General features: G+C 69.3%; 25 protein-coding genes. 13 read left to right on the top strand and 12 right to left on the bottom strand.

Annotation, left to right across the window (positions count from 1 at the left end; translation table 11 throughout):
- Nucleotides 1–6 precede the first annotated feature (6 nt).
- Genes BUE42_RS20635 through BUE42_RS20620 form a run of 4 tightly spaced genes read right to left on the bottom strand, consistent with a single transcriptional unit; the run spans nt 7 to nt 3,555 of the window.
- Nucleotides 7–1,428, bottom strand: coding sequence for an amidase (locus BUE42_RS20635; RefSeq protein ID WP_073467176.1), 1,422 nt, complete (start codon nt 1,426–1,428; stop codon nt 7–9).
- Entirely contained in the window at nt 1,425–2,111 is a 687-nt protein-coding gene (locus BUE42_RS20630; RefSeq protein ID WP_073467175.1) for an amino acid ABC transporter permease, read from the bottom strand. The genes BUE42_RS20635 and BUE42_RS20630 overlap by 4 nt, the downstream gene beginning before the upstream one ends.
- A complete protein-coding gene (locus BUE42_RS20625; RefSeq protein ID WP_073467174.1) occupies nt 2,108–2,758 on the bottom strand; it encodes an amino acid ABC transporter permease in 651 nt (216 codons plus the stop codon). The genes BUE42_RS20630 and BUE42_RS20625 overlap by 4 nt, the downstream gene beginning before the upstream one ends.
- Nucleotides 2,758–3,555 carry an amino acid ABC transporter ATP-binding protein gene (locus BUE42_RS20620; protein ID WP_073467173.1) on the bottom strand — a complete coding sequence of 266 codons (798 nt, stop codon included), beginning with the start codon at nt 3,553–3,555 and terminating at the stop codon, nt 2,758–2,760. Before BUE42_RS20620 ends, BUE42_RS20625 begins: the two co-directional genes overlap by 1 nt.
- Before the next feature lie 92 nt (nt 3,556–3,647).
- Here BUE42_RS20620 and BUE42_RS20615 point away from each other — a divergent pair, with 92 nt between their 5' ends.
- On the top strand, nt 3,648–4,745 hold the full coding sequence (locus BUE42_RS20615) for a GlxA family transcriptional regulator (RefSeq protein WP_073467172.1): 1,098 nt from the start codon (nt 3,648–3,650) through the stop codon (nt 4,743–4,745).
- Nucleotides 4,746–4,823: 78 nt separating this feature from the next.
- Here BUE42_RS20615 and BUE42_RS32475 read toward each other — a convergent pair whose 3' ends face one another.
- Nucleotides 4,824–5,264 carry a hypothetical protein gene (locus tag BUE42_RS32475; protein WP_235002487.1) on the bottom strand — a complete coding sequence of 147 codons (441 nt, stop codon included), beginning with the start codon at nt 5,262–5,264 and terminating at the stop codon, nt 4,824–4,826.
- On the opposite strand from BUE42_RS32475, the gene BUE42_RS20610 reads away from it, so the two are divergent.
- The 4 genes from BUE42_RS20610 to BUE42_RS33155 all read left to right on the top strand — a co-directional run bounded on the left by BUE42_RS20610 (nt 5,221) and on the right by BUE42_RS33155 (nt 10,095).
- Nucleotides 5,221–6,696 (top strand): hypothetical protein, encoded by a 1,476-nt coding sequence (locus BUE42_RS20610; protein WP_143171652.1) that lies wholly within the window; start codon nt 5,221–5,223, stop codon nt 6,694–6,696. The genes BUE42_RS32475 and BUE42_RS20610 overlap by 44 nt on opposite strands.
- Nucleotides 6,697–6,753: 57 nt before the next feature.
- Nucleotides 6,754–8,394, top strand: coding sequence for an alanine racemase (locus tag BUE42_RS20605; RefSeq protein ID WP_073467170.1), 1,641 nt, complete (start codon nt 6,754–6,756; stop codon nt 8,392–8,394).
- An 85-nt stretch (nt 8,395–8,479) separates the two neighbouring features.
- Nucleotides 8,480–9,232, top strand: a complete 753-nt coding sequence (locus BUE42_RS33160; protein ID WP_159445470.1) for an NMCC_0638 family (lipo)protein — start codon at nt 8,480–8,482, stop codon at nt 9,230–9,232.
- Entirely contained in the window at nt 9,229–10,095 is an 867-nt protein-coding gene (locus BUE42_RS33155; protein ID WP_073467168.1) for a dienelactone hydrolase family protein, read from the top strand. Before BUE42_RS33160 ends, BUE42_RS33155 begins: the two co-directional genes overlap by 4 nt.
- A gap of 4 nt (nt 10,096–10,099) precedes the next feature.
- Here the strand turns inward: BUE42_RS33155 and BUE42_RS20590 are convergent, their stop codons facing one another.
- A complete protein-coding gene (locus BUE42_RS20590; RefSeq protein ID WP_073467167.1) occupies nt 10,100–11,965 on the bottom strand; it encodes a sensor domain-containing diguanylate cyclase in 1,866 nt (621 codons plus the stop codon).
- 342 nt (nt 11,966–12,307) lie between these two features.
- Between BUE42_RS20590 and BUE42_RS20585 the strand changes: the two genes are divergently transcribed.
- A complete protein-coding gene (locus BUE42_RS20585; protein WP_073467166.1) occupies nt 12,308–13,408 on the top strand; it encodes a PAS domain-containing sensor histidine kinase in 1,101 nt (366 codons plus the stop codon).
- On the opposite strand, the gene BUE42_RS20580 is transcribed toward BUE42_RS20585, so the two are convergent.
- The 3 genes from BUE42_RS20580 to BUE42_RS20570 all read right to left on the bottom strand — a co-directional run bounded on the left by BUE42_RS20580 (nt 13,333) and on the right by BUE42_RS20570 (nt 16,503).
- Nucleotides 13,333–14,067 carry a response regulator transcription factor gene (locus tag BUE42_RS20580; RefSeq protein WP_073467165.1) on the bottom strand — a complete coding sequence of 245 codons (735 nt, stop codon included), beginning with the start codon at nt 14,065–14,067 and terminating at the stop codon, nt 13,333–13,335. The two genes, BUE42_RS20585 and BUE42_RS20580, sit on opposite strands and share 76 nt — an antisense overlap.
- Before the next feature lie 100 nt (nt 14,068–14,167).
- Nucleotides 14,168–14,842, bottom strand: a complete 675-nt coding sequence (locus tag BUE42_RS20575; RefSeq protein ID WP_073467234.1) for a response regulator — start codon at nt 14,840–14,842, stop codon at nt 14,168–14,170.
- A gap of 8 nt (nt 14,843–14,850) precedes the next feature.
- Entirely contained in the window at nt 14,851–16,503 is a 1,653-nt protein-coding gene (locus tag BUE42_RS20570) for an ATP-binding protein (RefSeq protein WP_143171650.1), read from the bottom strand.
- 2 nt (nt 16,504–16,505) lie between these two features.
- Between BUE42_RS20570 and BUE42_RS20565 the strand changes: the two genes are divergently transcribed.
- Entirely contained in the window at nt 16,506–16,949 is a 444-nt protein-coding gene (locus BUE42_RS20565; RefSeq protein WP_073467163.1) for a type IV pilin protein, read from the top strand.
- 37 nt (nt 16,950–16,986) lie between these two features.
- Nucleotides 16,987–17,895, top strand: coding sequence for a winged helix-turn-helix domain-containing protein (locus tag BUE42_RS20560; protein WP_159445469.1), 909 nt, complete (start codon nt 16,987–16,989; stop codon nt 17,893–17,895).
- Here the strand turns inward: BUE42_RS20560 and BUE42_RS20555 are convergent.
- A complete protein-coding gene (locus BUE42_RS20555; protein ID WP_159445468.1) occupies nt 17,841–18,563 on the bottom strand; it encodes an SCO family protein in 723 nt (240 codons plus the stop codon). The two genes, BUE42_RS20560 and BUE42_RS20555, sit on opposite strands and share 55 nt — an antisense overlap.
- Before the next feature lie 27 nt (nt 18,564–18,590).
- Nucleotides 18,591–19,376, bottom strand: coding sequence for a YHYH protein (locus BUE42_RS33150; RefSeq protein WP_159445467.1), 786 nt, complete (start codon nt 19,374–19,376; stop codon nt 18,591–18,593).
- Between BUE42_RS33150 and BUE42_RS33145 the strand changes: the two genes are divergently transcribed.
- From BUE42_RS33145 to BUE42_RS33130, 5 genes are all read left to right on the top strand, one after another.
- Nucleotides 19,357–19,599, top strand: a complete 243-nt coding sequence (locus tag BUE42_RS33145) for a hypothetical protein (protein ID WP_159445466.1) — start codon at nt 19,357–19,359, stop codon at nt 19,597–19,599. The two genes, BUE42_RS33150 and BUE42_RS33145, sit on opposite strands and share 20 nt — an antisense overlap.
- A gap of 30 nt (nt 19,600–19,629) precedes the next feature.
- A complete protein-coding gene (locus BUE42_RS33140) occupies nt 19,630–19,875 on the top strand; it encodes a hypothetical protein (protein ID WP_159445465.1) in 246 nt (81 codons plus the stop codon).
- A 30-nt stretch (nt 19,876–19,905) separates the two neighbouring features.
- On the top strand, nt 19,906–20,055 hold the full coding sequence (locus BUE42_RS33135; protein ID WP_159445464.1) for a hypothetical protein: 150 nt from the start codon (nt 19,906–19,908) through the stop codon (nt 20,053–20,055).
- Between the two features lie 216 nt (nt 20,056–20,271).
- Complete coding sequence (locus tag BUE42_RS20545) at nt 20,272–20,496, top strand: hypothetical protein (protein ID WP_073467159.1); 225 nt, start codon at nt 20,272–20,274, stop codon at nt 20,494–20,496.
- A 190-nt stretch (nt 20,497–20,686) separates the two neighbouring features.
- Nucleotides 20,687–21,787, top strand: coding sequence for a hypothetical protein (locus tag BUE42_RS33130; RefSeq protein WP_073467158.1), 1,101 nt, complete (start codon nt 20,687–20,689; stop codon nt 21,785–21,787).
- A gap of 21 nt (nt 21,788–21,808) precedes the next feature.
- Here the strand turns inward: BUE42_RS33130 and BUE42_RS20535 are convergent, their stop codons facing one another.
- The gene (locus tag BUE42_RS20535) at nt 21,809–22,306 is read right to left on the bottom strand and encodes a DUF3016 domain-containing protein (RefSeq protein ID WP_073467157.1); all 498 of its coding nucleotides are present in this window, start codon (nt 22,304–22,306) and stop codon (nt 21,809–21,811) included.
- Nucleotides 22,307–22,336 lie beyond the last annotated feature (30 nt).

The following is a 22,336-nucleotide window of genomic DNA, read 5'->3' as shown; positions in this document are numbered from 1 at the left end:
GGGGGATCAATCCAGCCCGTTGGGAACGGCCTCGTGCCACGGGGTGGCCTTCTCGAACGCATGCGCGATGCGCAGCACCAGCGGCTCGGCCATCGGCTTGCCGACGAACTGCACCGAGACCGGCAGCCCCTGGCCCGACAGCCCCGCCTGCACCGCGACCGAGCACAGGTCGAGCAGGTTCACGAAGCGGCCGAAACGCGACAGCGGCGTCGACAGCTCGTCGACCTCGCCGACCGGGATCGCGGTGATCGCGTTGGTCGGCATGAAGCACACGTCCACGCTCTCCATCGCGTCGAGCATCGCGGTGCGCGCCTTGTCACGCATCTTCAGCAGCTCGATGTACTGCGCGGCGTCGATGTCCTTGCCGGCCAGGATGCGGCGCCGCACGTGCGGGTCGAACACCAGGTCCTGCTCGAACAGCTCGCCGAGGTTGGCATACCCCTCGGCGCTCATCAGCTTGCCGGCGATGCGCATCGATTCGGTCAGGCTCTGCGGCAGCGGCCGCTCGACCAGCTGCATGCCCAGCTCTGCCAGCGTCGACAGCGCGCGGTCGTACAGCGACAGCACGTCCGATTCGATCGAATGCCGCTCCGACGCCGGCAGCACCCACACCCGCGTGCCGGCCACGCCGTGCTCGATGTGGTGGATCACGCGGCGCACCGGCGCATCGGCGCTGACCGAGTCGCGCGGATCGGGCCCGGCGATCACGTCCAGCAGCAGCGCCACGTCGCGCACGCTGCGCGCGATCGGGCCCACCGTGTCGTGCGTCGGGCACAGCTCGACCAGGCCGTGGCGGCTCACCAGCCCGTGCGTCGTCTTCAGCCCGACCAGCCCGCACAGCCCGGCCGGAATGCGCACCGAGCCCCCGGTGTCGGTGCCGAGCGCGCCGCAGGCCAGGCCTGCCGCCACCGCCACCGACGAGCCGCTGCTCGAGCCGCCCGGCACGCGGTGCGTCTGCAGGTCCCACGGGTTCCACGGCGTGCCCATCACCGCATTGGTGCCCCAGCCGCCGAACGCGAACTCGACCGTCTGGGTCTTGCCGATGATCACCGCGCCGGCCGCGCGCAGCCGCTCGACCACCGTCGCGTTGATCGCCGAGACCTTGGCCGGCACCGCGCGCGAGCCGGCGCCGATCGGCCGGCCCTCGATCTCGAACAGGTCCTTGATGGCGATCGTCACGCCGTGCAGCGGCCCGAGCCGGATGCCGGCGCGCAGCAGGCCGTCGAGCGCGCGCGCCACCTGTCGCGCCTCGTCGGCATAGACCTCGACGAAGGCCTTCAGCTGCGGCTCGAAGCGGGCGATGCGCGACAGCTGGTGCTCGACCAGCGCCTCGCTGCTGACCTGCCCGTCGCTGATCGCGGCGGCGGTCTCTTCGAGGGTGGCCCAGGTCAGCGATTCGATGCGCGATGCGTTGGTGTTTGTTGTCATGTGGTCCCCATGGCGCGCCGTCCGCGCGACAGCCTCCTGCCCAGCAGGCGGGAGACCATCGACAGCGGGAACGCGATTGCGAAATAGAAGAGCCCGACCAGCACGAAGATGTGCAGCGGCAGGAAGTACTCGCTGGACATCGCGCGGGCCGCGAGCATCAGCTCGTCGGTCGCGATCAGCGCGCACAGCGAGCTGTCCTTGAGCAGCGAGACGTAGCAGTTGACGAGCGGCGGCAGCATCACGCGCAGCGCCTGCGGCAGCACCACCGCGGTGAACACCTGGCGCGGCGTGAGCCCGGCCGCGAGCGCGGCCTCGCGCTGGCCGCGGTGCACCGAATCGAGCCCGCCGCGGAACACCTCGGCCACGTAGGCGGCGCCTTGCAGCCCGAGCCCGAGGATGCCGGCCCAGTAGCCCGACAGCGTGAGCCCGAACGACGGCAACCCGAAGTACAGCGCCAGCAGCAGCGCGAGCAGCGGCACCGCGCGCACGAACTGCACCACCGCGTTCGACGCCAGCCGCAGCGCCGGCGAGCGCGAACGGGCCATCGCCACCAGCAGCGCCGCCAGCAACAGCGCGAGCACGAAGCCGAGCGTCGACAGCTCGGCGGTGACGCGCGCCGCCTCGAGCAGGCGCGGCCACCATTCGGGCAGGTACTCCCGATACACCTGGAAAAACGCGCTCATCGTCCCACCCCCAGCCGGCGTTCCATGCGGTTGAACATCCAGCTGACGGGGAACACGATGCTCGTGTAGAGCACCACCGCGCTGGCGTAGATCAGCGGCGTCTGGAAGGTCGACGTCACCAGGTTGCGGGCGTAGAACATGATCTCGGGCGCGGCAATGGCCGACGCGATCGAGGTGTCCTTGATCAGCTGGCTCGCGTAGTTGCCGATCGCCGGCAGCGTCAGCCGCAGCATCTGCGGCAGCACGATGTAGCGCAGCGCCTGCAGCGGCGACAGCCCGCAGGCGAGCGCCGCCTCGCGCTGGCCGACGTGCAGCGCGCGCATGCCGGCGCTGAACACGTCGCACAGCACGGCCGCGCCGACCAGGCCGAGGCCGACGATGGCCGCGCCCTTCGGCGAGAAGCGCACGCCGATCGACGCGAGGCCGAAGTACAGGATGAACAGGTGGGCGAGCGCCGGCACGTTGCGCATCCACTCCACGTAGACGCCGATCGCGGTGCGCAGCACGGCGAGCGCGGTGAACACGTTGAGCAGCGCGAGCAGCAGGCCGAGCGTGAACGCGATCAGCGCGGCGCCGAGCGCGACCTGCGCGGCGGTGACGGCGCCCTGGAGCAGCGTCAGCACGATGGTGGGCAGGGCGTCGAGCATCACGTGGCCAGCCCGGAGAGTTCACCGACTTGGCCGACCTGGCCGAGGAAGGCGCGCGTGCGCTCCTTCCCGGGCCGGTCGATCACGTCGGCCGCCGGGCCTTCCTCGACGATCACGCCGCCGTCCATGAAGATCACGCGGTCGGCCACGTCGCGGGCGAAGCGGATCTCGTGCGTCACCAGGATCATCGAGCGGCCTTCCTCTGCCAGCTCGCGGATCACGCCCAGCACCTCGCCGACCAGCTCGGGGTCGAGCGCCGAGGTCGGTTCGTCGAACAGGATCAGCTTGGGCTTCTGGGCCAGCGCACGAGCGATCGCCACCCGCTGCTGCTGGCCGCCGGACAGGCGCTCGGGGTACTCGTCGGCCTTGTGGCGCAGGTGCACCTTCTCGAGCATCTGCTCGGCCAGTTCATACGCCTCGGCGCGCGGCATGCCGCCGGCCTTGATCGACGCAAGCGCGACGTTGTCGCGTACGTTCAAGTGCGGCCACAGGTAGAAGCCCTGGAACACCATCCCGATCTCGCTGCGTTGCGGTGCGAGTTCGCGGTCGCTCATGATGCGTTCGCGCCCGTCGCCGGTGCGCACCGTTCCGATGCGCTCGCCTTCGAGCACGATCTCGCCGCCGCTCGGTTTCTCGAGGAAGTTCACGCAGCGCAGGCAGGTCGATTTGCCGGAGCCGCTGGGGCCGATCAGCGAGAGCGTTTCGCCCCGCTGCAACTGGAACGAGATGTCCTTGAGCACCTCGGCCGAACCGTAGCTCTTCTTCAGGCCCTTGACCGTCAGCAGTGTGTCTTTCATGTGTCCCCGCCGTGCGTACTGATTGCGACGAAGGGGATGCTAGGGACGATCCCCGCGACGGCATGGCAGGGCCCTGCGGCTATATTGAACGGATGCGACATTCCGGGAAAACCCTGGCCGACGAATCACGCACCGATGAGGCGCGCTCGCTGGTCGATCGGCTCGACCACGCCGAGCAGCCGAGCCGCCCCGGAAAGAAGTCGGCCTCGAAGGCCGAGCTGCGCGTCGGCATCCTGCTGTGGCCCGGGTTTCCGCTGCTGTCGCTGGCCGGCCTGTGCGACGGCTTGCGCCATGCTGCCGACCTGGGCGACCAGAGCCGGCAGAACCGCTGCTCATGGGCCATCCTCGGCACGCCGGGCGAGTCGGTGGCGGCGAGCTGCGGCGTGCGGGTGCCGGTCGACCTGCCGCTGTCGGCACCGGTCGACTACGACTACGTCGCGGTGATCGGCGGGCTGCTGCCGCAGATCGGCAGCGCCGACACGCGCTATGTGTCCTTCCTGCGCTCGGTGGCGGCGGCCCAGGTGCCGCTGATCGGCATCTGCACCGGCAGCTTCGTGCTGGCGCGCTTCGAGCTGCTGAACGGCCATGCGCCGTGCATCCACCCGTTCCATGTCGACGACTGGCAGGCGATGCACCCGGGCCTGGCCTTCGAGACGCGCTCGCACTATGCGATCGGCTCGAACCGCATCACCTGCGCCGGCGGCATCTCGATCGTCGAGCTGGCGGCCGAGCTGGTGCGGGTGCACTGCGGCGCCGACCGTGCGGCCAAGGTGGTGCACCAGATGACGGTGAACGCCGAGAAGACCGCGAGCCACGTGGCGCGCCGGCATGCGCTGGGCTACGAGTCGAGCGACCATGAGAAGCTGCGCCAGGCCATCGTGCTGATGGAGAAGAACATCACGACGCCGCTGGAGATCGCGGTGATCGCGCGGCTGGTGAAGTCGAGCAGCCGGCAGCTGGAGCGGGTGTTCCTCGCCGAGACCGGCGCGAGCCCGTCGGAGCACTACCGCAACTCGCGGCTGAAGTACGCGCGCTACCTGCTGACCACCACCGACCTGCCGGTGGTGACGATCGCCGGCGAGAGCGGCTTCTCGGACGCGTCGCACTTCATCCGGCACTTCCAGCAGCTGTACGGCATGGCGCCGGGGCGGCTGCGCAAGGCGCTCAGCGGGCCGACGCCGGCTGTCTGATGACGGCGTGATGACCGGAGGGGGTGAGAGGCGGGCGGCTTCGGTTGCGCGAACGCGGCTTCGCATGTCACGCAACCGTCAGTAACACGATGGGAAGAATCGTTCGGGTACCGCCAACACCACCCCACCCGAAGGTTCTGCCATGTCAATTCCAACCGCGCCCTCCAGCGTCGCGCGCAAGTCCTCGACATCGTCGCTGCCGAATCCGGCCGACATCCCGCTGCCGACGACGCCGAAGCAGCCGACCCTTTCCCGCGCCAACTCGCAGCATGTCGAGAAAGCGGAAGACGCGGGCCTGCCGAAGCCCGTGAGCCGGAGCAACTCGCGCAGCAGCCAGAAGACCGGTTCGATGGCACCGCGCCGCTCGACGGACGCGGGCACCGTGAAGCGGGCCGCGACGCACGGGGCATTGACGAAGAAGACGCCGGCGAAGTCCGACACGTCGCCGCTGACCCGGTCACCCGCGGAGATCACCGTGGCCGATGTCGAGCAGGCGAGGCAGGAGTTCCACGACGGCATCGACATGGATGTCGTCAACGCGGAGCTGGAGCGCTTCGTCGCCAGCGGCCACCGGCCCGAGGACGCTCTGGGCGTCGCGCTGCAGGAGATGTTCTCCCCCGGCGGCAACACGCCGGACCATGATGCGGCGGCCGCTGCACTGCGCGACCTCATCATCGAGGGACATCCGCCGCGCGACCCGTCGGTGCATGACGACGGCTCGACCTCGCCGGCCCAACCGTCGCGGATGGACCAGGCCAGGCAGATGGCCTCGGCGGCGATGGCCTTTCCGGGCCGGGTGGCCGCCAACAAGGACTTCACCAGCACCTTGGGCAAGGGCCTGGCCTCGGGCGGCGTCGTCGTCATGCGCAACATCCCGTCGGTGCTCGTGTCGACGGCGCTGCGCCAGGGCGGCACCTTTCTCCTCGAGGCCGCACTCCAGAAGGGCAACGTCTCGCCGGAGGTCAAGGCCTTCCTGGGCTTTCTGTTCGGCCAGGGCCTCGCGCTCGGTCTGCTGACGGCCGGCCACCTGCGTGACAAGCGGGCTGGAACCGGCACGGCGTCGACCGCGCAGTCGCGCCTGATCATGGGCGGCACCTCGTTGGCCGCGGGCGTCGCCGAAATCATTGCGAACGCGCACGACGGCACGCTCGGCGACTCGGCCGCGCTGCACATCGGGTTCAGTCTCTACACCGCGTGGCGAGACCCCGGAGTGCAGTCGTGGTTGCGACTGAACAACCCGCACACCGAGGGCAAGTCGCCGGACCGGAAACACTTCGGTGCGATGAGCGTGTTCTACATGCTGGATCAGGCCTTCGTGAGCTTCGGCATGTCGAGGCTGGCGTCGCCGTCGGGTCCGGCCGCCTGGCATGCAGGGACGAGCGCCGCCGATCAGGTGAAGAACGCCCTCATCCGCGGCGGCCTGAACCTGCTCGGCGAGGTCGGCGAGGATCTAGTCTTCCAGGGGATCCCGGCGCTGCGCTCGGCCATGAACGCAGGCGAGGACACCCACGCGCTGGAACTCAACATCAAGAACGTCGGCTTGCAGAAGGGCTACCTGGCGAACACGGCTTTCGGCCCCTGGGCCGTGCGGACGGCCATTCTGGCGCTGACCATCAGCTTCCTGTCGGCCATCGGGCCTTCCATGGCCAAGAAGCCCGCCATGGTGCAGGACCTCTTGAGCGCGCTGGTCGTCGGGGTCTGGAACGGGTTGCTGTACTACGACTTCGCGAACGCCGGAGCGGCGCAGCCGGATCCGGAACGCCGGGCCAGGATCGAGGATGCCGAATCCGCTGGGGCCGGAGATCGCGACAGCGACACCGCCAGCGTGAGCACCTACGCGCACCCCAATGTCGACATGACGAACGAAGCGGCCGTCAACCGGCAACAGGACATGCAGCTGACGCAGCGCCGGCCCGGCCCGCAGGACGCATCGTCCTCGTCGGCCGCCTGAGCGCGCCGCCGCCATCGCCTTCTTCGTCATCCTTCCATCCGAACAGAAAGGTCCAACATGTTCAGCACCTTTTCAGCCCGGCGCAACAACGCCGAGGCGACCAGCCGCCGCGTCGTCGATCCCGAATCGTCGCGGCAGGGCACCGGCACCGAGACCGAGCCGTCGAGCCCCACCCGCTCGCAGACCACCCGCGCCACCAACGTCGGGCCGAAGACCCGCGATCCGGTGGCGGTCGGTGCCAGGCAGTCCCAAGGGCCGCGCCGCGGCGGCTTGGGCGCGATGGTCGGTCGCCTGACCGGGGCGACGCAGGCGGCCGAGGCCGCAGAAGCAGTCGCCGCGGAGAAGGCCACCGACGCCGCGCAACGACGCACCTTCATCCGCGCCCGCGCCACCATCGACTGCGGTGCGATGCGGCGCAACATCCGCCTTGGCCTGGCCATGATCGGCGCCGGCCCTCGCCCGGACTACAGCGACCCGACTGCCACCGAACCCAAATGGATCCCGGGCCGGCGCATGGCCGCCGTCGTCAAGGCCAGCGGCTACGGCCTGGACCAGACCCAGGGCCCCGGCATGGACGAGGAACGCGTCAAGATCGCGATGGTGGCCCTCTCCGAAGGCTGCAGAGACTTCTTCGTGGCCAGCGCCGGGGAAGCGGCGGACTTGCGCGCGGCGCTCAAGGCGCAACGGCCGGACCTGGAGAAGGGCGTCGCGATCAACATGCTCGATGGCATCGCCCCCGGTGAAGACCTGCGCTACCTGATCAACCACAAGATCACTCCGGTGCTCAACGGCGTCGACGAGGTGAAGATGTGGAACGCGGCAGGCGAGGCGGCGAACCGCAAGCTGCCGGCCGTGCTGCAGTTCGATACCGGGATGACGCGCGCCGGCATCCGCGACAAGCGCGTGGCCGACCTGGCCGAGCTGTGGCGCTCGGGGCAGTTGCCCAACCTGGACATCATGCTGGTGATGTCGCACCTGTCCGACTCCGACATCGCGCAGCCGCTCGAGGGCTCGACGCTGTACGAGCATGTTGCCGGCCACAAGACGCAGCAGCAGCTGGAGACGTTCAACTGGATTGCCGAGCAGTTCCCCGGCATCGACGAATCGATCGGCGCCTCGTCGACGGTCTTCCTCGGCAAGGAGCTGCACAAGGACATGGTGCGCATGGGCGCGACCTTCCACGGCCAGGCACCGTTCGGCGATGAGAACCATCCGCTGGAACCGACGCTGAAGATCGAGGCCAAGCTGCGCCAGGTGGATGTCGCCGAGACGGGCTCGCAGATCGGCTACGGCAGCAACTACACGGTGAAGGGCGACCCGGAAGTGCACGGCGCGATCGCCTGGGGCTACACCGAAGGTGCACCGAGGCGCAGCAACGGCAACAAGGAGGGGGACCCGCCGCGTCCCCACGCGCTGGTCGGACAGCACAAGGCAGAGTTCATCGGCTCGACCTCGATGGACCAATCGCAGGTCAAGCTAGACGACGTGCCGGCCGACCTGCGCAAGCCGGGCCGGATGGTGACCGTGCTCGGCGACGGCATCAGCGTCAACCAGTTCTCGAAGATGCACGGCTCGGGCGTCTCGGAGCTGAGCGTCAAGCTCGGGTCGCGCGTGGCGAAGGTCTACCTGGACGAGGGCGCACCGTCGCGTGTCGGCGAGCCGTTCGTCGACGATTCGCCGCACGCCTGGAAGGACTGAGCGCCCGGCCTTTGCCCGCTGCCGATGGCCTGTGCGACCATCGCGCCCTCGGCAACGTGGCAGCAACGAAGGGCAGGACGTGGGCATGGTCAGAGGCAATCGGTCCGTCATGGCGGACATCGGGCAGGCGGCGATGCTTGCGTTGTGGGTGGCGTGGCCCGGGGTGTCGCTCGCGCAGGTCGTGGCACCACCCGTGGCACCGTCGGTGGTCGAACCGGCGGTGACTTTTCCGGTGACCTCGGCGGCCGAATTGATCACGCCACTGGCGACGCCGCCCGCGAATGCCGAAGCGGCGCCCGAGAGCCTGCCGCTGGGTTCGCTCTGGGCCGACCCGCGCGCGGTGGCCCGCCTGTTCCGCGAAGCCTGCATCCAGACCGAAGGCCAGGCCGCCGCCGCGGTCGACTGGGCCCTCGCGCAGGGTTTCTCTCCGGTCGACCCGATGCGCGGCTCCACCGACGAATTGCTCGCCGGCGAGCCCGGCACGGTGCTCGCCGCGCCCGGCAGCGACAGCCGCGTGCTGCTGGTGGCCGCGCAAGGCGCGCGCTGCATGGTGTGGGCCGAGCGGCTCAGCGGGCCGGGGTTGCGGCTGGCGCTCGTCGAGATGACCGGCGAACTGGCCGGCAAGGGCGCCCGCGTGCAGTTGCAGGTGGAGCGCAGCATCGAACGTTCCGGCGCCTGGCGCACCCAGATGCAATGGCGCTACCGGCGTGTCGGTGGGTCGCAGGATTTCGGCATCGGCTCGGTGACGACGCTCAGCGCCGCGCCGGGCACGCAGGCGCTGCACTTCTCGCCGTTGCCGGCGGCGACGGGCATCGCGCCCGACGGGCTGAAGCCATGATCCGCGGGTTGCGCTGGCTGGTCGCTGTCGGCTGCGCGGCGATGTTCGGCGCACAGGCGCAGACCGAGGTCGCCTTCGACAGCCTCGACCGCCGCGGCGGCCAGGTCGTCACGTTGAAGGCCTGGTGGTTCGGCGTCGACAAGCGGCAGGCGCCGGCAGTCGTGCTGCTGCACGGCTGCAGCGGCCCGTACGACCACCGCGGCCGGCTCGGCGAGCGCATGCGCGAGTACGCGCAGCTGTTCAACCAGCAGGGCATGCATGCGCTGGTGGTGGATTCGCTGACGCCGCGCGGCGAGACCGAGCTGTGCACGCAGCGTGTCGGCACGCGGCAGGTGACGCAGGCCAACCGCCGGCTCGATGCGCTCGCGTCGCTGCACTGGCTTGCGCAGCGGCCGGATGTCGATGCGCAGCGGCTGGGGCTCGTCGGCTGGTCGAACGGCGGCAGCACCGTGCTGTCGACCACCAACCTGCGGCAGCGCGAGGTGCGCGATGCGCCGCTGCAGCCGGCCTTCGCGGTCGCGTTCTACCCCGGTTGCGAAGCCGACCTGCGGCGCGGCTACCAGCCGTCGGCACCGCTGCTGGTGCTGGTCGGCGAGGCCGACGACTGGACGCCCGCCGCGCCCTGCCACGCGTTGGCGGCGCAGGCGGGGATCGACGGCGGCGCGGGGTCGCCCGCGGTGCAGATCGAGGCCTATGCCGGTGCGTACCACGGCTTCGATTCGCACGCGCCGGTGCGCGTGCGCAAGGAGGTGCCGAACGGGCTGCATCCCGGCGAGGGCGTGCACGTCGGCGGCAATCCCGAGGCGCTGCAACGCTCCCGGCAACGCTTGATCGAGTTCATCGCGCCCTGGGTGGGGCGCTAGGAATTCACATCAGCATCACGATGCCGTCGCGGCCGGCCGACTTCGCGCCGTAGAGCGCCATGTCGGCGCGCTTGAGCAGCCGGTCGAAGGCGATGTCGGGCGGAGGTCGCTCGGTCAGGCACAGCGCGGCGATGCCCATGCTGACCGTGACGATGCCGAGCGAAGAATCGGCATGCGGGATCGCCATGTGGTGGAGGGTCTGGCGGATGCGCCCGCAGCGGCGCTCGGCGTCGGCCGGGCTGACGTCGGGCAGCAGGACCGCGAACTCCTCGCCACCGATGCGGGCCGCGCATTCGCCGCCGCGCTCGAAGGCCGCACCGATCGCCCGCGCGACGCGCGCCAGGCAGTCGTCGCCGGCCGCGTGCCCGTAGCGATCGTTGAAGCGCTTGAAGTGATCGATGTCGATCATCACCAGCGTCAGCGGGCGCTGCGAACGCCAGGCGCGGCGGACTTCTTCCAGCTTGCGCTCGTCGAACGCGCGGCGGTTCGCCAGGCCGGTGAGCGCATCGCTGCGCGACTGGTGCAGCAGCTCGCGACGCGCCTGCTCCAGCTGCGCCAGGTCGCGCCAGCGTGCGAGCGCACCGAACAGCGGCTTGGCGATCAGCGCGATCTCGCGCTCCTCGACCGCCTGCGGCAGGTCCAGGCAGGCCAGCAACTGGCCGCTGTCGGCGGCATCGTGCCGGCACACCTGCAGCGAGGCGGCGGCGCAGGCGTGCAGCAGCGCGCGCGATTCGTGACAGTCGCTGCTCTCGGTGCACCACTGCATCTGCCAGCCGTCGACCGGGAACAGCGGCGGCAGCTCGGTGCCTTCGGCCGGGCAGGCACCGGGGCCGCCGCTGAAGGTCCAGGCCCAGCGGCGGGCCTCGCCGCGTTCGGCCAGTGCGCAGGCGCGGGCGCCCAGCAGTTCGGCGATATCGGCCAGCGCCATGCGAAGCGCCAGCGGATAGGCGTCGGGCGGCAGGTAGATCAGGCGGGCCGACAGCCGCGAGGCCGATTCGAGCACCCGGTTCAGCCGCGTCAGGTCGGCGGTGCGTTGCTGCACCGCGCTCTCGAGGCGGTCGCGCTCGGCGCCGAGCCTGCGCAGCGCGCGGTCGCGTTCGCCGACGTAGCGTGCGATGCCGTGGTGCAGTTGCTGGAAGCTGTCGGCCACCAGGTCGATCTCGTCGCGCCAGCGGCGCTGCGGGCGCGGCCAGGTCGGGGGCGGGCCGAGTTCTTCGGGCTTCAGCAAGGCCGCCTGCCGGGCGATCAGGCGCAGGCCGCGCGAGATGTCGCGGTGCAGCATCCAGGCCACCAGCAGTGCGAGCAACACCGCCGGCAGCACGATCGCGACGGCCGTTCGCGCGACGCTGCGGCGCACCTCGGCCGACAGGCCGCTGCGATCGAAGTCGAGCTCGAGCCGGCCGAGCACCGAAGGATCGGCGCCTGCCGCGGCGATCGGCATCTCGACGCCGCGCAGCGCCGCGCGCGGCAGCACGTCGTGCAGCACGCCTTGCGGCGCACCGGGCAGGTCCGACGGCACGCCGGCCGCATAGGTGGCGCCGGTCTCGGCGACGAGCCGCGCGTTCACCAGGCGCGGGTAGCGGGAGATCAGGTCGAGCTCGTGCTGGATCGCGCTGCCGTCGCGCCGGCGAAGGGCATCCGCCAGGCGGGGCAGGCGCGTGGCGGCGATGTCGCGCGCCATCGATTGCTCGTCGTCGGCCTGCGCGCTGAACGCGAGCCAGGCGTGCAACCCGAGCGACAACCCCGAGCACACCAGGCAGCTCAACGCGATGGCGGCGAGCGTGCGCGACACCAGCGGGCGGAATCGCCGCGCGGCCGGGGCAGGCGCAGCGGGCAAGGCAGCGACGGTGGACAAGATGTCGATGGTCATGGGAACGCCCGCGAACGGACGAAGGAGGCGCGACGGAGAGGCATCGTGCCTGCCATTTCGGCACGACCGCAGGCGAGCTGTTGGGGTGGCGCGTGACTTATTCCGGTGGTCCGCGAAGCACCGCGGCGAGTTGACAGTTGTTGGCGATTGAGGCGACCGGGCCGCCGGCAAAGGCTCGGTTTGGCCTTGCAAAGCGCCGAGGGCTCCGCCCACAATGAACTCATGCCAGCCTCACCGTCACGACCGGACAAGGTGCCCGCTCCCACGGGGGCGAGGCCGCTGGGGCGCGGCGGCTGGCACGGGCTTCTGCAGCACCTGTCGGCACTCGGGCGCAACGGCCCGATGCTGAGCCCGCACACCCATCGCCGTGCCATCGCCGACGCCCATCTGGGCCCGATGCTGCTGGTGAACGCCGCGGGGCGCATCGATCACGCGAACGCGGCCGCGGTGGCGTGTTTCAACGGGCCGGGTGCCGGGCCGCTCCACGGGCGAGCCATCGCCGATGTCTTCAGCGGCACGGTCCGCCTCAGCGACCGTTCGGCCGTGTGGCCGCAAGGCGATGTGCCGCAACACGGCTTCGAATGCGAGTCGCAGGACGCGCAGCAACGACACCTGCTCGTCCGCGCGACGCCGCGCTTCGGGGTGTTCGGCGGCGTGTCGGGTTGGAGCGTGTCGGTGCGCGACTGCACCGCCGAACAACTGGCGCAACAGCAGCTCGACGCGGCGCTGCGGCTGCTCAACCACGACCTGCGCGCGCCGCATTCCACCATCCTCAGCGTGGTCGAGCTGTGGCGCCTTCACCAGGGCTCGACCAGCGAAGCCGATCTGCTCTCGCAGGTCGAAAGCAACTCGATCACCGCCCTGGCCATGGCCGACAACTTCGTGCGCTATGTGCGGGCGCAGCAGGCCGAGCTGCGTTGCGAGACGTTTGACCTGAACGATGTGGCGGCCGAGGCGGTCGACGATCTGTGGGAACGCTCCCGCGAACGCCGGGTCACGATCCGCCGACCCCAGGCCGCAGGCGGGCCGGTGTACGTCGCGGGCGATGCCCAGCTGCTGCAGCGGGCGATCGGTCATCTGCTGCGGCATGCGCTCGGGCGAAGCCCGGGTGGGGCGAGCATCCAATGCGGCGTCGTCCGCCGTGCCACAGGCACGGCCGTCGAGGTGACCGATCATGGCGCGACGCCGGACCTGAGCTTCTCGCCGATGCCGGGCGGCGACGCCGGCGAGGGCGTGCCGGTGCTGCCAGCCGAGGGCGACTACGCGCTGGGGTTCGCCGAACTGGTGGCGCGCCGACACGGTGGCATGCTGCGTCAGCGACGCGCGGCGACGCAGGGCCTGACGATGAGCCTGTACCTGCCCGGGCTTCAGTCGCGCGAGCCGGATTCGGACACGGGCAGCGCCGCTGTCGCCCCGGATTCGTCCAGCGTCTCGAGCCGGTAGCCCACGCCGTAGACGGCGCTGAGCCGGTAGCCGGACGAAGGCCGCAAGCCGAGCTTGTTGCGAAGGTTCGAGACATGCGTGTCCAGGCTCCGCGACCAGATCTCGGGGTTCACGCCCCACACCTTCTCGAGCAGGTGCTGCCTCGACAACAACCTACCCACGTTGTGGAACAGGAAGTGCGCCAGCTCGTACTCCTTCTGCTTCAACTCGATCGTTTGCCCTTCGATTGACAGCACGCGGCGCCGGGTGTCGAAGCTGTAGCGGCCGAAGGCTTCGATCTCGCTCGTGACGACGGGGTAGCTGCGGCGCATCAGCGCGTTCACTCGGGCGGCCAGTTCGCCGACACGCACCGGCTTGGTCAGGTAGTCGTCGGCACCGTTGGCCAACGCGTCCATCAGGTCGCGCTCTTCGTTGCGGTTCGTCACGAAGAGGATCGGAATGCGGTGCTCGACCTTGTTGCGGACCCAGGTCACGATCTCAGGCCCGGTCATGTCGGGCAGGTGCCAGTCGAGGACCAGGAAGTCGAAGGTGTCGCGCCGCATCTGCCGGATCAGGGCCTGGCCGCGCTCGAACCCTTGGCAGTCGTGCCCGAGGCTGGAGATGGCATGCGAGATCAAGTCGACCTGTGAAGGATCGTCGTCAACGATTGCGACTTTCATCGGGTCCCCCGGAACGATCGGGCGGCCTGCGAGGCCGATCCCTGGGTTTGAACATACCTGAAAACAGGCCTCTGTGGGCAGGGCTCACACGGGTTGCGCGTCACGGGTCGAAGCGGTAGCCGACGCCGTACACCGCGACGATGCCGGAGCCCTGCGGCCGCACCTCCTCAAGCTTGCGCCGCAGGTTGCGGATGTGGCTGTCGACGGTGCGATCGGCCGTGTCGCGAAAGTCCTGCCGCACCGCATCGAGCAGTTGCGCGCGTGACAGGATGGCGCCGGCGCGCACCAGCAGTGCACGCAGGATGCGGTATTCGGAGGTCGTCAGGTCGAGCGCGCGGCCTTGCCACAGGATGCGCTGCGCCGCCTCGTTGACGTCGAAGCCGCCGTGCGACATGGTGCGGAACTGGCCGGTGACGCGCCGCCATTGCGCCTTCACGCGCGCCGCGACCTCGCGCGGGCTGAACGGCTTGCAGACATAGTCGTCCGCGCCGGCTTCCAGGCCGAGCAGGCGATCGACTTCGTCGATGCGGGCCGTCAGCATGATGATCGGCACCGACGAAAACTCGCGGATCGAGCGACACACCTCGAGGCCGTCGAGCCCCGGCAGCATCAGGTCGAGCAGCAGGATCGACGCGCGCTGCATGCGCACCTCGTTCACCGCGGCGATGCCGTTGTGGACCACCAGCGTCTGCCAGCCCTGGGCCCGCAGGTAGTTGCCGAGCATGTCGGCGATCTTCACGTCGTCCTCGGCGATGAGGATCGGGGTGGTGTCCATCGAGGTGTTCACGCGGGGGCTCCTTGCTGCTGCGCCTTCACCGGAAGCATCACTTGCATGGCCAGGCCGCCCCATGCGGACGGGCTGGCGTCGACCGTGCCACCGTGGGCGATCACGATGGCACGCACGATCGCCAGGCCCAGCCCGCTGCCTGTTCCGCTGCGCTGGCGGGACCGATCGCCGCGGAAGAGCGGCTCGAAGATGTGGGGGATGTCGGCCGGGTCGACGCAAGGCGCCGAGTCTTCGACCGTCAACCGCATCTGCCGAGCGTCCTCGGACAGCGCCCAGGCCACGCGCACGCGCCCCGGGCGCGACGTGTAGCGGCCGCTGTTGGTCAGCAGGTTCCGCAGCACCTGCTCGATGCGCACCGGGTCCCATGAGGCCCGCACGACGCGCGGTGCGGCGGCATTCACGTCGACCTCCAGGCCGTCGAGGGATGGATGGCGGACGAGCTTTGCAACGACGTACTCCAGCGTGTCCAGCGGATCCAGGTCGACCTTGTGGCAAGGCAGGCTGCCGAGGTCCGCGACCGCCAGCAGGTGCAGGTCATCGACGATGCGCACCATGTGGCGAATCTCTTCGCCGAGGTTCATCACGAGCGCGCGGTTGGGTTCGCGTGCACCGTCTTCCATCGATTCGATCTCGCCTTGCAGCACGGACAGCGGCGTGCGCAGTTCATGGGAGATCTGGGCCATCCACTTGCGGCGGGTCAGTTCCAGGCGGCGCAGCGAGTTCGCCATCGCCGACACGTCGTGCGACAGCTGCACGATCTCTTCCGGGCCATCGAATGACGGTTCGGTCGATTCGAAATGGCCGCCGGCGAGCTTGCGTGTCACCTCCTGCAGCGCGCCGAGCGGCCGGCTCCATCGGCGGGCGACGCGCATGGCCAAGCCGATTGAGACGGCCAGTGACACGAGGGCGGCCACCGCGACACCTTGGTACTGGCTGCGCAGGAAATCGATGTCGGAGTCGCTGGTCTGATCGCCGAGGTCCAGCAGGGCCGAGCCCACCGCGCGGCCGTTGACGAGGATTTCGCGGGCCAGCGTGCGGCCGCTCGGTTCCGCGGGACTGCCCGCCACCCGCATGCCGTTGGCGTCGAGGATCCGGATGCGGCCCGCGAAGCCGGGTTGCCGAACCCGGCTGGTCTGGGGGCCGATGTCGGGTTCCTGCGGGTCGGCTTCGCGAGCGAGAAAGCCGTCGACCAGCCTGCGCATGTCGTCGAAGTCGGAGGCCACCGCCGGCAAGCCGCCGCGGGCACTCGCCTGCTCGCCGACGTAGACCGCAAAACGATTCAACCGGCGCGATTCGCGATCGTGGACGTAGTCGGATGCGCCACCGCTCAGGCTGAGCAGCGCGCCGACGATGACGCACAGCACCGACAGCGTGACCGTGGCCAGCAGCAGCAGCGCCAATTGATGAACCATTCGCAAGCGCATGGCGGGATGTCGTGATCGTGGAGTGGTGTCGGTGTTGTCGGCGCATGCCGGCGCGATGACAGGGTCCAAAGCGCAGGTATGTGCATGCTCGGTGCAGAGGCCTCGACTTGGCAACGAGGGTTCGCAATCGTTGACATTTGCTGCCCTCAAAACGGGCACTTGTAGGTGGCATTCGCATTCTGTTACCCCGATGATTCGACCCCACCAACTCGCAACAAATTGCAACCATGACTTCCACCTACACGACTTCTCGCGGCTTCACCCTTGTTGAACTCAGCGTGGTCCTCGCGGTCGCCCTGGTGACGCTGGCGGTGGCCCTGCCCGGATACAGCGCCCAAGTCCAGAGATCGCGCGCCATGCCCGCGCTGATGGAACTGTCAGTGGCCAGCATCCAGCTGGAAAAGTTCTTCCAGCGCAAGCAGCAGTACGGGGCCGGCGGGAAATGTGCGATTCCGGATGCCGAGGTGGAACATTTCTCGGTTCACTGCTCACTCAGTGATGACGGTCGCGGTTACACGCTCGATGCCGTCGGCCACGGGCCGATGGCGGGCTACCAGTACCGCACCGACGAAAAAGGGCGCCAACAGACGATCTCCCTTCCCCAGACGGGCAACGCGGCCAACGCAACCTTGCCCTGCTGGTCACCGGATGGTCGCGCCTGCGGGGCGTGAGATTGCCGCTATCGATCGAGCTTTCATGACCACTACCTTGGATACCCTGGACACCTTGCACCGGCGCACCGATGAGCAGCCTCTTCTGTTGAGCCTGCCCTGCGCGAACCCCGCAGGCGCGGTGCCTGACGCCTTGGACGGCATCGGCGCAGGCGGCGCGACGAATGCTGCGATCGAAGCGCCCGCCGAGACACCGATGGACATGCCGGCCGCGTCGCCGGCAGACACCGTGTTCGTCGTGGCACAGGACGAGCGGCATCGCGCCAGGTTCCGTCGGGTCTGCGCCAGCCTCGGCCGCGCGTGCCTGGTGGCCTCGGTGGCCGACGTGATCGTGCATGCGCCGCGGCCCGGTCCGGCCCAACTGGCGATCGTTGCGGCCAACGGCCTCGACGTCCCGCTCGGTGCCGTGCTCGAAGCCCTGCGCGATGCGGGCGTGTCGTCGGTGGCCTTGTACGGTCCGACCTTCGGCAGCCTGGTGCATCTGCTTGCGCTGGAACTCGGCTTCGATCACGTCTGGGGTGACCTGGCCCATGAAGAAGCCCTGGCCGTGCTGATCCGGCACGCCGGGCAGCGGATCCACAAAGGCCGCGTCGCTCGCGCCGACGATGCGATGGGCGACACCGGGCTGACGGTCGATACGGCGAGCCTGACCTGCAACGTGCGGGGCGTGCCGTTTGCGCTGGGAATTTCGTCGCTGTACACGTTGAAGCTGCTGCTCGATCGGGCGCCGCATCCGGTCAGCCGGGCCGACATCGAAACAGTCATTCCGGCGACCAAGGCAGGCCGCATCGGCGGCACGCGTGTCGTCGATGCGCATGTGTCGCGGCTGCGCCAGCGGCTGCGTGAGGTCGGTGCCGATGCGGTTCGAATCGTGGCCATCCGCGGCAAGGGCTATCGCCTCACGACGACCGCGACCTCGGATGGCGAAGACGGCGAGATCGACTGATCGGCGAAGGCGGGAGCCTCCTCCTGCCTCAGCCGGGCGATGTCGTAGCGAAGCCGCACCATCTCGTGCGGCGAGCGCGCGTCGTAGATGCCGCGGATGCGGTGCCCCCGGTCGATCAGGAATGCGCGCTCGGTGTGGGGCGGCAGGCCGTCCGGGCCGATCTTCGTGATGTCGGAGTAGAGGCTGCGACGTGCCCAGGCCTCGACGGCTTGCGGATGTCCTGTCAGCAGCACCCAATCCTTGGGCAACACGAACTTGCCGGCGTAGTCGGCCAGCGCCCGCACGTCGTCGGTGAGCGGTGAGACCGTCAGCGACACGAACCTGGGCGCCTGGCTGCCGAGGTTCGCCTGAAGCGTGCGCAGCAGGTCCATCGACACCGGGCACACCGACACGCAGCCGGCGAAGAACAGGTTGACGACGGTCGGGCCGCTGTCGAGCAAGCGATCGTCGACGGCTGTCTTGCGCTGGTCGGTGAACTCGAAGCCATCGACCTGAAGCACCGACGAGACGCGATCCCAGCGAGGCCGGAGGTCGGCCGACGCATAGAAGGGCAGCGTGTCGTGCGCGAGGATCGAATCGGGCCGGTGCCAGTCGGCCCACAAGGACACTGCCGATACCCCCGCTGTCATGACGGCGAGGGCGAGGCACAGAACAGCGGTGCGGCGCATCACAGGTGCGGGCTGGCAGTCGCCGGGTTAGTTGTGGCTCGTGATGGGCGTGCCGCGGTAGCAGCCGATCGTGTACGGGAAGGTTTCCGTCGTGTGGTAGTGATACTGCGTCACCGAGGTGTCGGTGTGCCCGTGGCAGATGTCGAGGTCGGCGTTGGCGATGGTCTTGCCCGCATCACCTTGCATGCCGTAGACGGCGAAGCCGTCGGCCGCATATCCGATCACGGCCGAATGCTGGCCCGTGACGTCGGCGGTCAAACCGCATTTCGGCATGCTGTGATAGTGGTACGCACCTCCCGGCGCAGGGTGGCCTTCGCAGGCATCGGTGACCTCCCAGGCCCGCGCATCGCGGCCCTTGGCATCAAACGCGGCGAACATGCGCGCTCCGGTCAGGAAAACGCCGACTGCTCCGGTACTCAGGCAGGTCGGAGTGGCATTGACGGTCGGGTTGGGGTTCAGGCCGGACCAAGCAATGGTGTTCGTCAGGATGTAGTTGGGGTTCTGGTCGTATTGGTAGGCTTGCGGGCTGGTTTCATTCGTGATCTTGTAGATCCCGGTGGTATGGCTGGGCAAGCCGTTCCCATCCAGTTTGCGGAAGCCATTGGCGATCGCGTTCGTGAACGTCGATGCCCATGAAACAGCGCCGCTCACCGAGTAGAGCGACTTGGTTTGAAGGTTCCAGGTCGTGCCGTCGCTGCTGATCCAGCCTTGCGCTGAGTTGCCCGGGTTGCCCGCCGAAACGTTTGCAGTGGAGCAGAGGTAGAGGTAGCCGGCGTCGGTCGGGACCGTGGTGATGACCTTGCTGGTACCCACGGGCAGCGTCGTGGTGTCGACAGTCGTCGACGTGCCTCCACCCGAAGACGCCGCCACCGGCGTCACGCTCTTGCTCGCCGAGGTCGCCGACCCTGCCGAGTTGGTCGCCGTCACCGTGCAGGTGTACGCCTTCGTATTCGTCATGCTGGTCACGGTGATCGGGCTGCTGGAACCTGTGGCGCTTCTCGTGGTCTCCCCGGTGGCCGAGCAATTGCCGCTGTAGCTCGTCGCCGTTCCGCCGCTGGTCGATGCCGTGAACGCGAGCACCGCCTGGCCGTCGCCGGCGGTCGCCGAATTCAGCGTCGGCGTGCCGGGTGCCGAAGACGCCGCCACCGGCGTCACGCTCTTGCTCGCCGAGGTCGCGGTCCCCGCCGAGTTGCTCGCCGTCACCGTGCAGGTGTACGCGATCGCGTTCGTCATCCCGGTCACGGTGATCGGGCTGCTGGAGCCCGTGACCGACCGAGTCGTGGCCCCCGTAGCCGAGCAGTCGCCGTTGTAGGTCGTCGCCGTCCCCCCGCTGGTCGACGCCGTGAACGCCAGCACCGCCTGGGTGTCGCCGGCTGCCGCCGAATCCAGCGTCGGCGTGCCCGGTGCCGTCACGCTGGACGACGAACCGTTGCCGCCGCACGCGGCCAGCATCAGCAGCGGACCGACCTGCATCAGGGATCGGATGAGTTGAACTGCGCGCGAGGGGGTTTGGGTCACTGTGGGCTCCAGAGAACGGTTGCGGGAACGTCGGATGAAACGCACCGTGGACGGTAGACATCCTTTGTGGAGCAACGCAGCGGGTTGTCTGCACAGTTTCTGCATCTTTGTAGCCAAGCCCCGCGACTCGCGCCCCGTCTGCGGTACGCTGCCGCCCTTGGTCCGGCCAGCGGGCCTGCGGAGAGCGTTCATGAAGACCCACAACATCGAAATCCAGCGCGTCAAATCCATGGCCCACGACGTCCACGGCATGGTGCACCTGAAGGTCGATGCACTGGCGCAGACGGTGACCAACCACGACGACGAGCCGTCCAGCGTCATCAGCCTGACCGAGGCGAACTTGCGCGTGCTGCAGGCGCTGATCAAGAACCAACTGCTCGAACTCGACAAGCGCAAGGCACGCAGCCGCTTCTGATCGGGAACGCTCGAGTTGAAACCGGGTGTGTACCCGGGGCGCCTCGCCCTACAGGCCGGCGCCGAGGGGCCGATGACAGGGGCGAGTGCCGTCCGATCCGGCCTTCAACCCGCCTGTGTACGCGAGCGAAGTGACCACTGACGGTTACCAGTTCTCGCGCCACAATGGTGCCTTCGACCCGTGATCCCTGATGCCCGTGCCCACCGTTCCCACCAAGACCTCGCGCGGCCATGACGAGTTGCGCACCCGCACGCAGCGGCTCGGTCAGCGGCACCGCACGGTGCTGTTCCTGGTGGACGGCCGCCGCACGCTGGCCGAGGTGCTGAGCCTGGCGCACCAGGCCGGCGCGCAGACCGGGCATTTCGAGGAACTGGTGCGGCTGGGCCTGGTCGAGCTGCCCGAAGAGCACGCAGCGGCGGAGGCGATCGACAGCGGCTCGGGCGCGCTCGACGCACCGACGCTCACCAGCGTGGCCCTCGACGTGCCGATGCCGCAGGAAGCTCCTCCGGCCGCCCGCGAGCCGGCCGCACCGCCCGTCTGGATCGACCCCGAGAGCGCCCCCGACATCGCGCCGCTCACGCTCGACGAGCACACCGAGGCGGCACCGATCGATGCGACCCGCCTGTCGAACACCTCGCTGCTGCCGCCGCAACCGGTGGTGGCGCCGTCGCTCCATGCGGCGGTCGACGAGCCGATCGCACTGCAGCCGGCACCGCCGCTGGCGCGACATCCCGAGCCGGAGCCGGCGCTGCAAGTGCAACTGGTGGACGCGGTGCCGTGGTCCGACACCATTCCGCTGGCGGTGGAGCCCCGCGAAACCGTGTGGTCCCCGCCCGAGTCGGCGGTGGCCGTGGCGCAGAAGCCTTCGCGCAGGTCGGGCGCCCGCGCCGCTGCCGGCGGCATGACGGCGGTGCTGAACAAGGCGCTGGGCCGCGTGCGCGCGAAACCGGCCGAAGCCTTGCCGCCGGTGACGCCGAAGGTCGAGAAGCCGTCGTCCGAACAGCAGCTGATCGCCCAGGTGCGCGAGCTGCTGATCGACACCTTGCGCATCGATGCGCCGCTGTTCGCCGCGTTGACGCACGGCAAGGTGCGCTCGGCGCAGACCCAGCGCGACCTGATCGAGCTGGTGTGGGAGATCGAGCGCCACCGCAGCCATGCGCGCATGTCGCGCGACGAGCTGATCAGCCTTCAGCAGGCGCGTGAGCTGCTCGGCATGGGCAACACGCTGGTGGCCGGCGACAGCCAGTCCGACCGGCACGACGACTGGCCGACCACGCAGCCGCGGCTGTGATCGCGTCGGGCCAGGTGCGGCTCAGTTCGCGGCGGCCCGCGCCGCGCCGAATTCCTTCGTGAACCAGCTCGCCAGCAAGGCCTTTTCACGGCCGAGCGGGCCGCGTTCGTGATCCAGCCCCGGTGACTTGCGCGAGGCCAGGTCGCTCAACGCGGCATCGCCCGAGCGCAGCGCCTGGCCGTTGGACAGCAGCGTGTAGCGCAGCCAGATGCGCGCGCTGTCGTGGTCGTCGCGCACCACGCGCAAGTCGCCGCGCTGGGTGTGCCGCACGTAGCCGGCCAGGTCGACGTCGAGCACCTCGACCTGCAGCGTCTGGTCCGCCGGCAGGTTTTGTACGGCGAGCGATTGCAGCCGGTCGGTCAGCGCGCGCAGGTTGTCATCGCGTTCACGCGGCGTCTCGCCGGCATCGAAGAATCGCTCCGGCTGCTGGTAGCGCACCTCGGCTGAGCCTGCCGCCACGGCCGGCCCTGCCACGCATGCCGCGAGTGCGGCCCATCCGACGATCGATCTGAAGTGCATCGTGAACCCCTGAAGCCCATGCGAGACAGT

Origin of the sequence: Rhizobacter sp. OV335 (assembly GCF_900142965.1) — a bacterium.
GTDB lineage: Bacteria > Pseudomonadota > Gammaproteobacteria > Burkholderiales > Burkholderiaceae_C > Rhizobacter.
The sequence above is the reverse complement of the archived record's forward strand: the minus strand, read 5'-3'. Positions and strand labels throughout refer to the sequence as shown.

Coding starts and splice junctions, on each gene's coding strand:
- BUE42_RS20635 (WP_073467176.1), bottom strand. CDS start 1,428: ATGACAACAAACACCAACGCATCGCGCATCGAATCGCTGACCTGGGCC.
- BUE42_RS20630 (WP_073467175.1), bottom strand. CDS start 2,111: ATGAGCGCGTTTTTCCAGGTGTATCGGGAGTACCTGCCCGAATGGTGG.
- BUE42_RS20625 (WP_073467174.1), bottom strand. CDS start 2,758: ATGCTCGACGCCCTGCCCACCATCGTGCTGACGCTGCTCCAGGGCGCC.
- BUE42_RS20620 (WP_073467173.1), bottom strand. CDS start 3,555: ATGAAAGACACACTGCTGACGGTCAAGGGCCTGAAGAAGAGCTACGGT.
- BUE42_RS20615 (WP_073467172.1), top strand. CDS start 3,648: ATGCGACATTCCGGGAAAACCCTGGCCGACGAATCACGCACCGATGAG.
- BUE42_RS32475 (WP_235002487.1), bottom strand. CDS start 5,264: ATGCCGTCGTGGAACTCCTGCCTCGCCTGCTCGACATCGGCCACGGTG.
- BUE42_RS20605 (WP_073467170.1), top strand. CDS start 6,754: ATGTTCAGCACCTTTTCAGCCCGGCGCAACAACGCCGAGGCGACCAGC.
- BUE42_RS33160 (WP_159445470.1), top strand. CDS start 8,480: ATGGTCAGAGGCAATCGGTCCGTCATGGCGGACATCGGGCAGGCGGCG.
- BUE42_RS33155 (WP_073467168.1), top strand. CDS start 9,229: ATGATCCGCGGGTTGCGCTGGCTGGTCGCTGTCGGCTGCGCGGCGATG.
- BUE42_RS20590 (WP_073467167.1), bottom strand. CDS start 11,965: ATGACCATCGACATCTTGTCCACCGTCGCTGCCTTGCCCGCTGCGCCT.
- BUE42_RS20585 (WP_073467166.1), top strand. CDS start 12,308: ATGCTGAGCCCGCACACCCATCGCCGTGCCATCGCCGACGCCCATCTG.
- BUE42_RS20580 (WP_073467165.1), bottom strand. CDS start 14,067: ATGAAAGTCGCAATCGTTGACGACGATCCTTCACAGGTCGACTTGATC.
- BUE42_RS20575 (WP_073467234.1), bottom strand. CDS start 14,842: ATGGACACCACCCCGATCCTCATCGCCGAGGACGACGTGAAGATCGCC.
- BUE42_RS20565 (WP_073467163.1), top strand. CDS start 16,506: ATGACTTCCACCTACACGACTTCTCGCGGCTTCACCCTTGTTGAACTC.
- BUE42_RS20555 (WP_159445468.1), bottom strand. CDS start 18,563: ATGCGCCGCACCGCTGTTCTGTGCCTCGCCCTCGCCGTCATGACAGCG.
- BUE42_RS33145 (WP_159445466.1), top strand. CDS start 19,357: ATGACCTTGCTGGTACCCACGGGCAGCGTCGTGGTGTCGACAGTCGTC.
- BUE42_RS20545 (WP_073467159.1), top strand. CDS start 20,272: ATGAAGACCCACAACATCGAAATCCAGCGCGTCAAATCCATGGCCCAC.
- BUE42_RS33130 (WP_073467158.1), top strand. CDS start 20,687: ATGCCCGTGCCCACCGTTCCCACCAAGACCTCGCGCGGCCATGACGAG.
- BUE42_RS20535 (WP_073467157.1), bottom strand. CDS start 22,306: ATGCACTTCAGATCGATCGTCGGATGGGCCGCACTCGCGGCATGCGTG.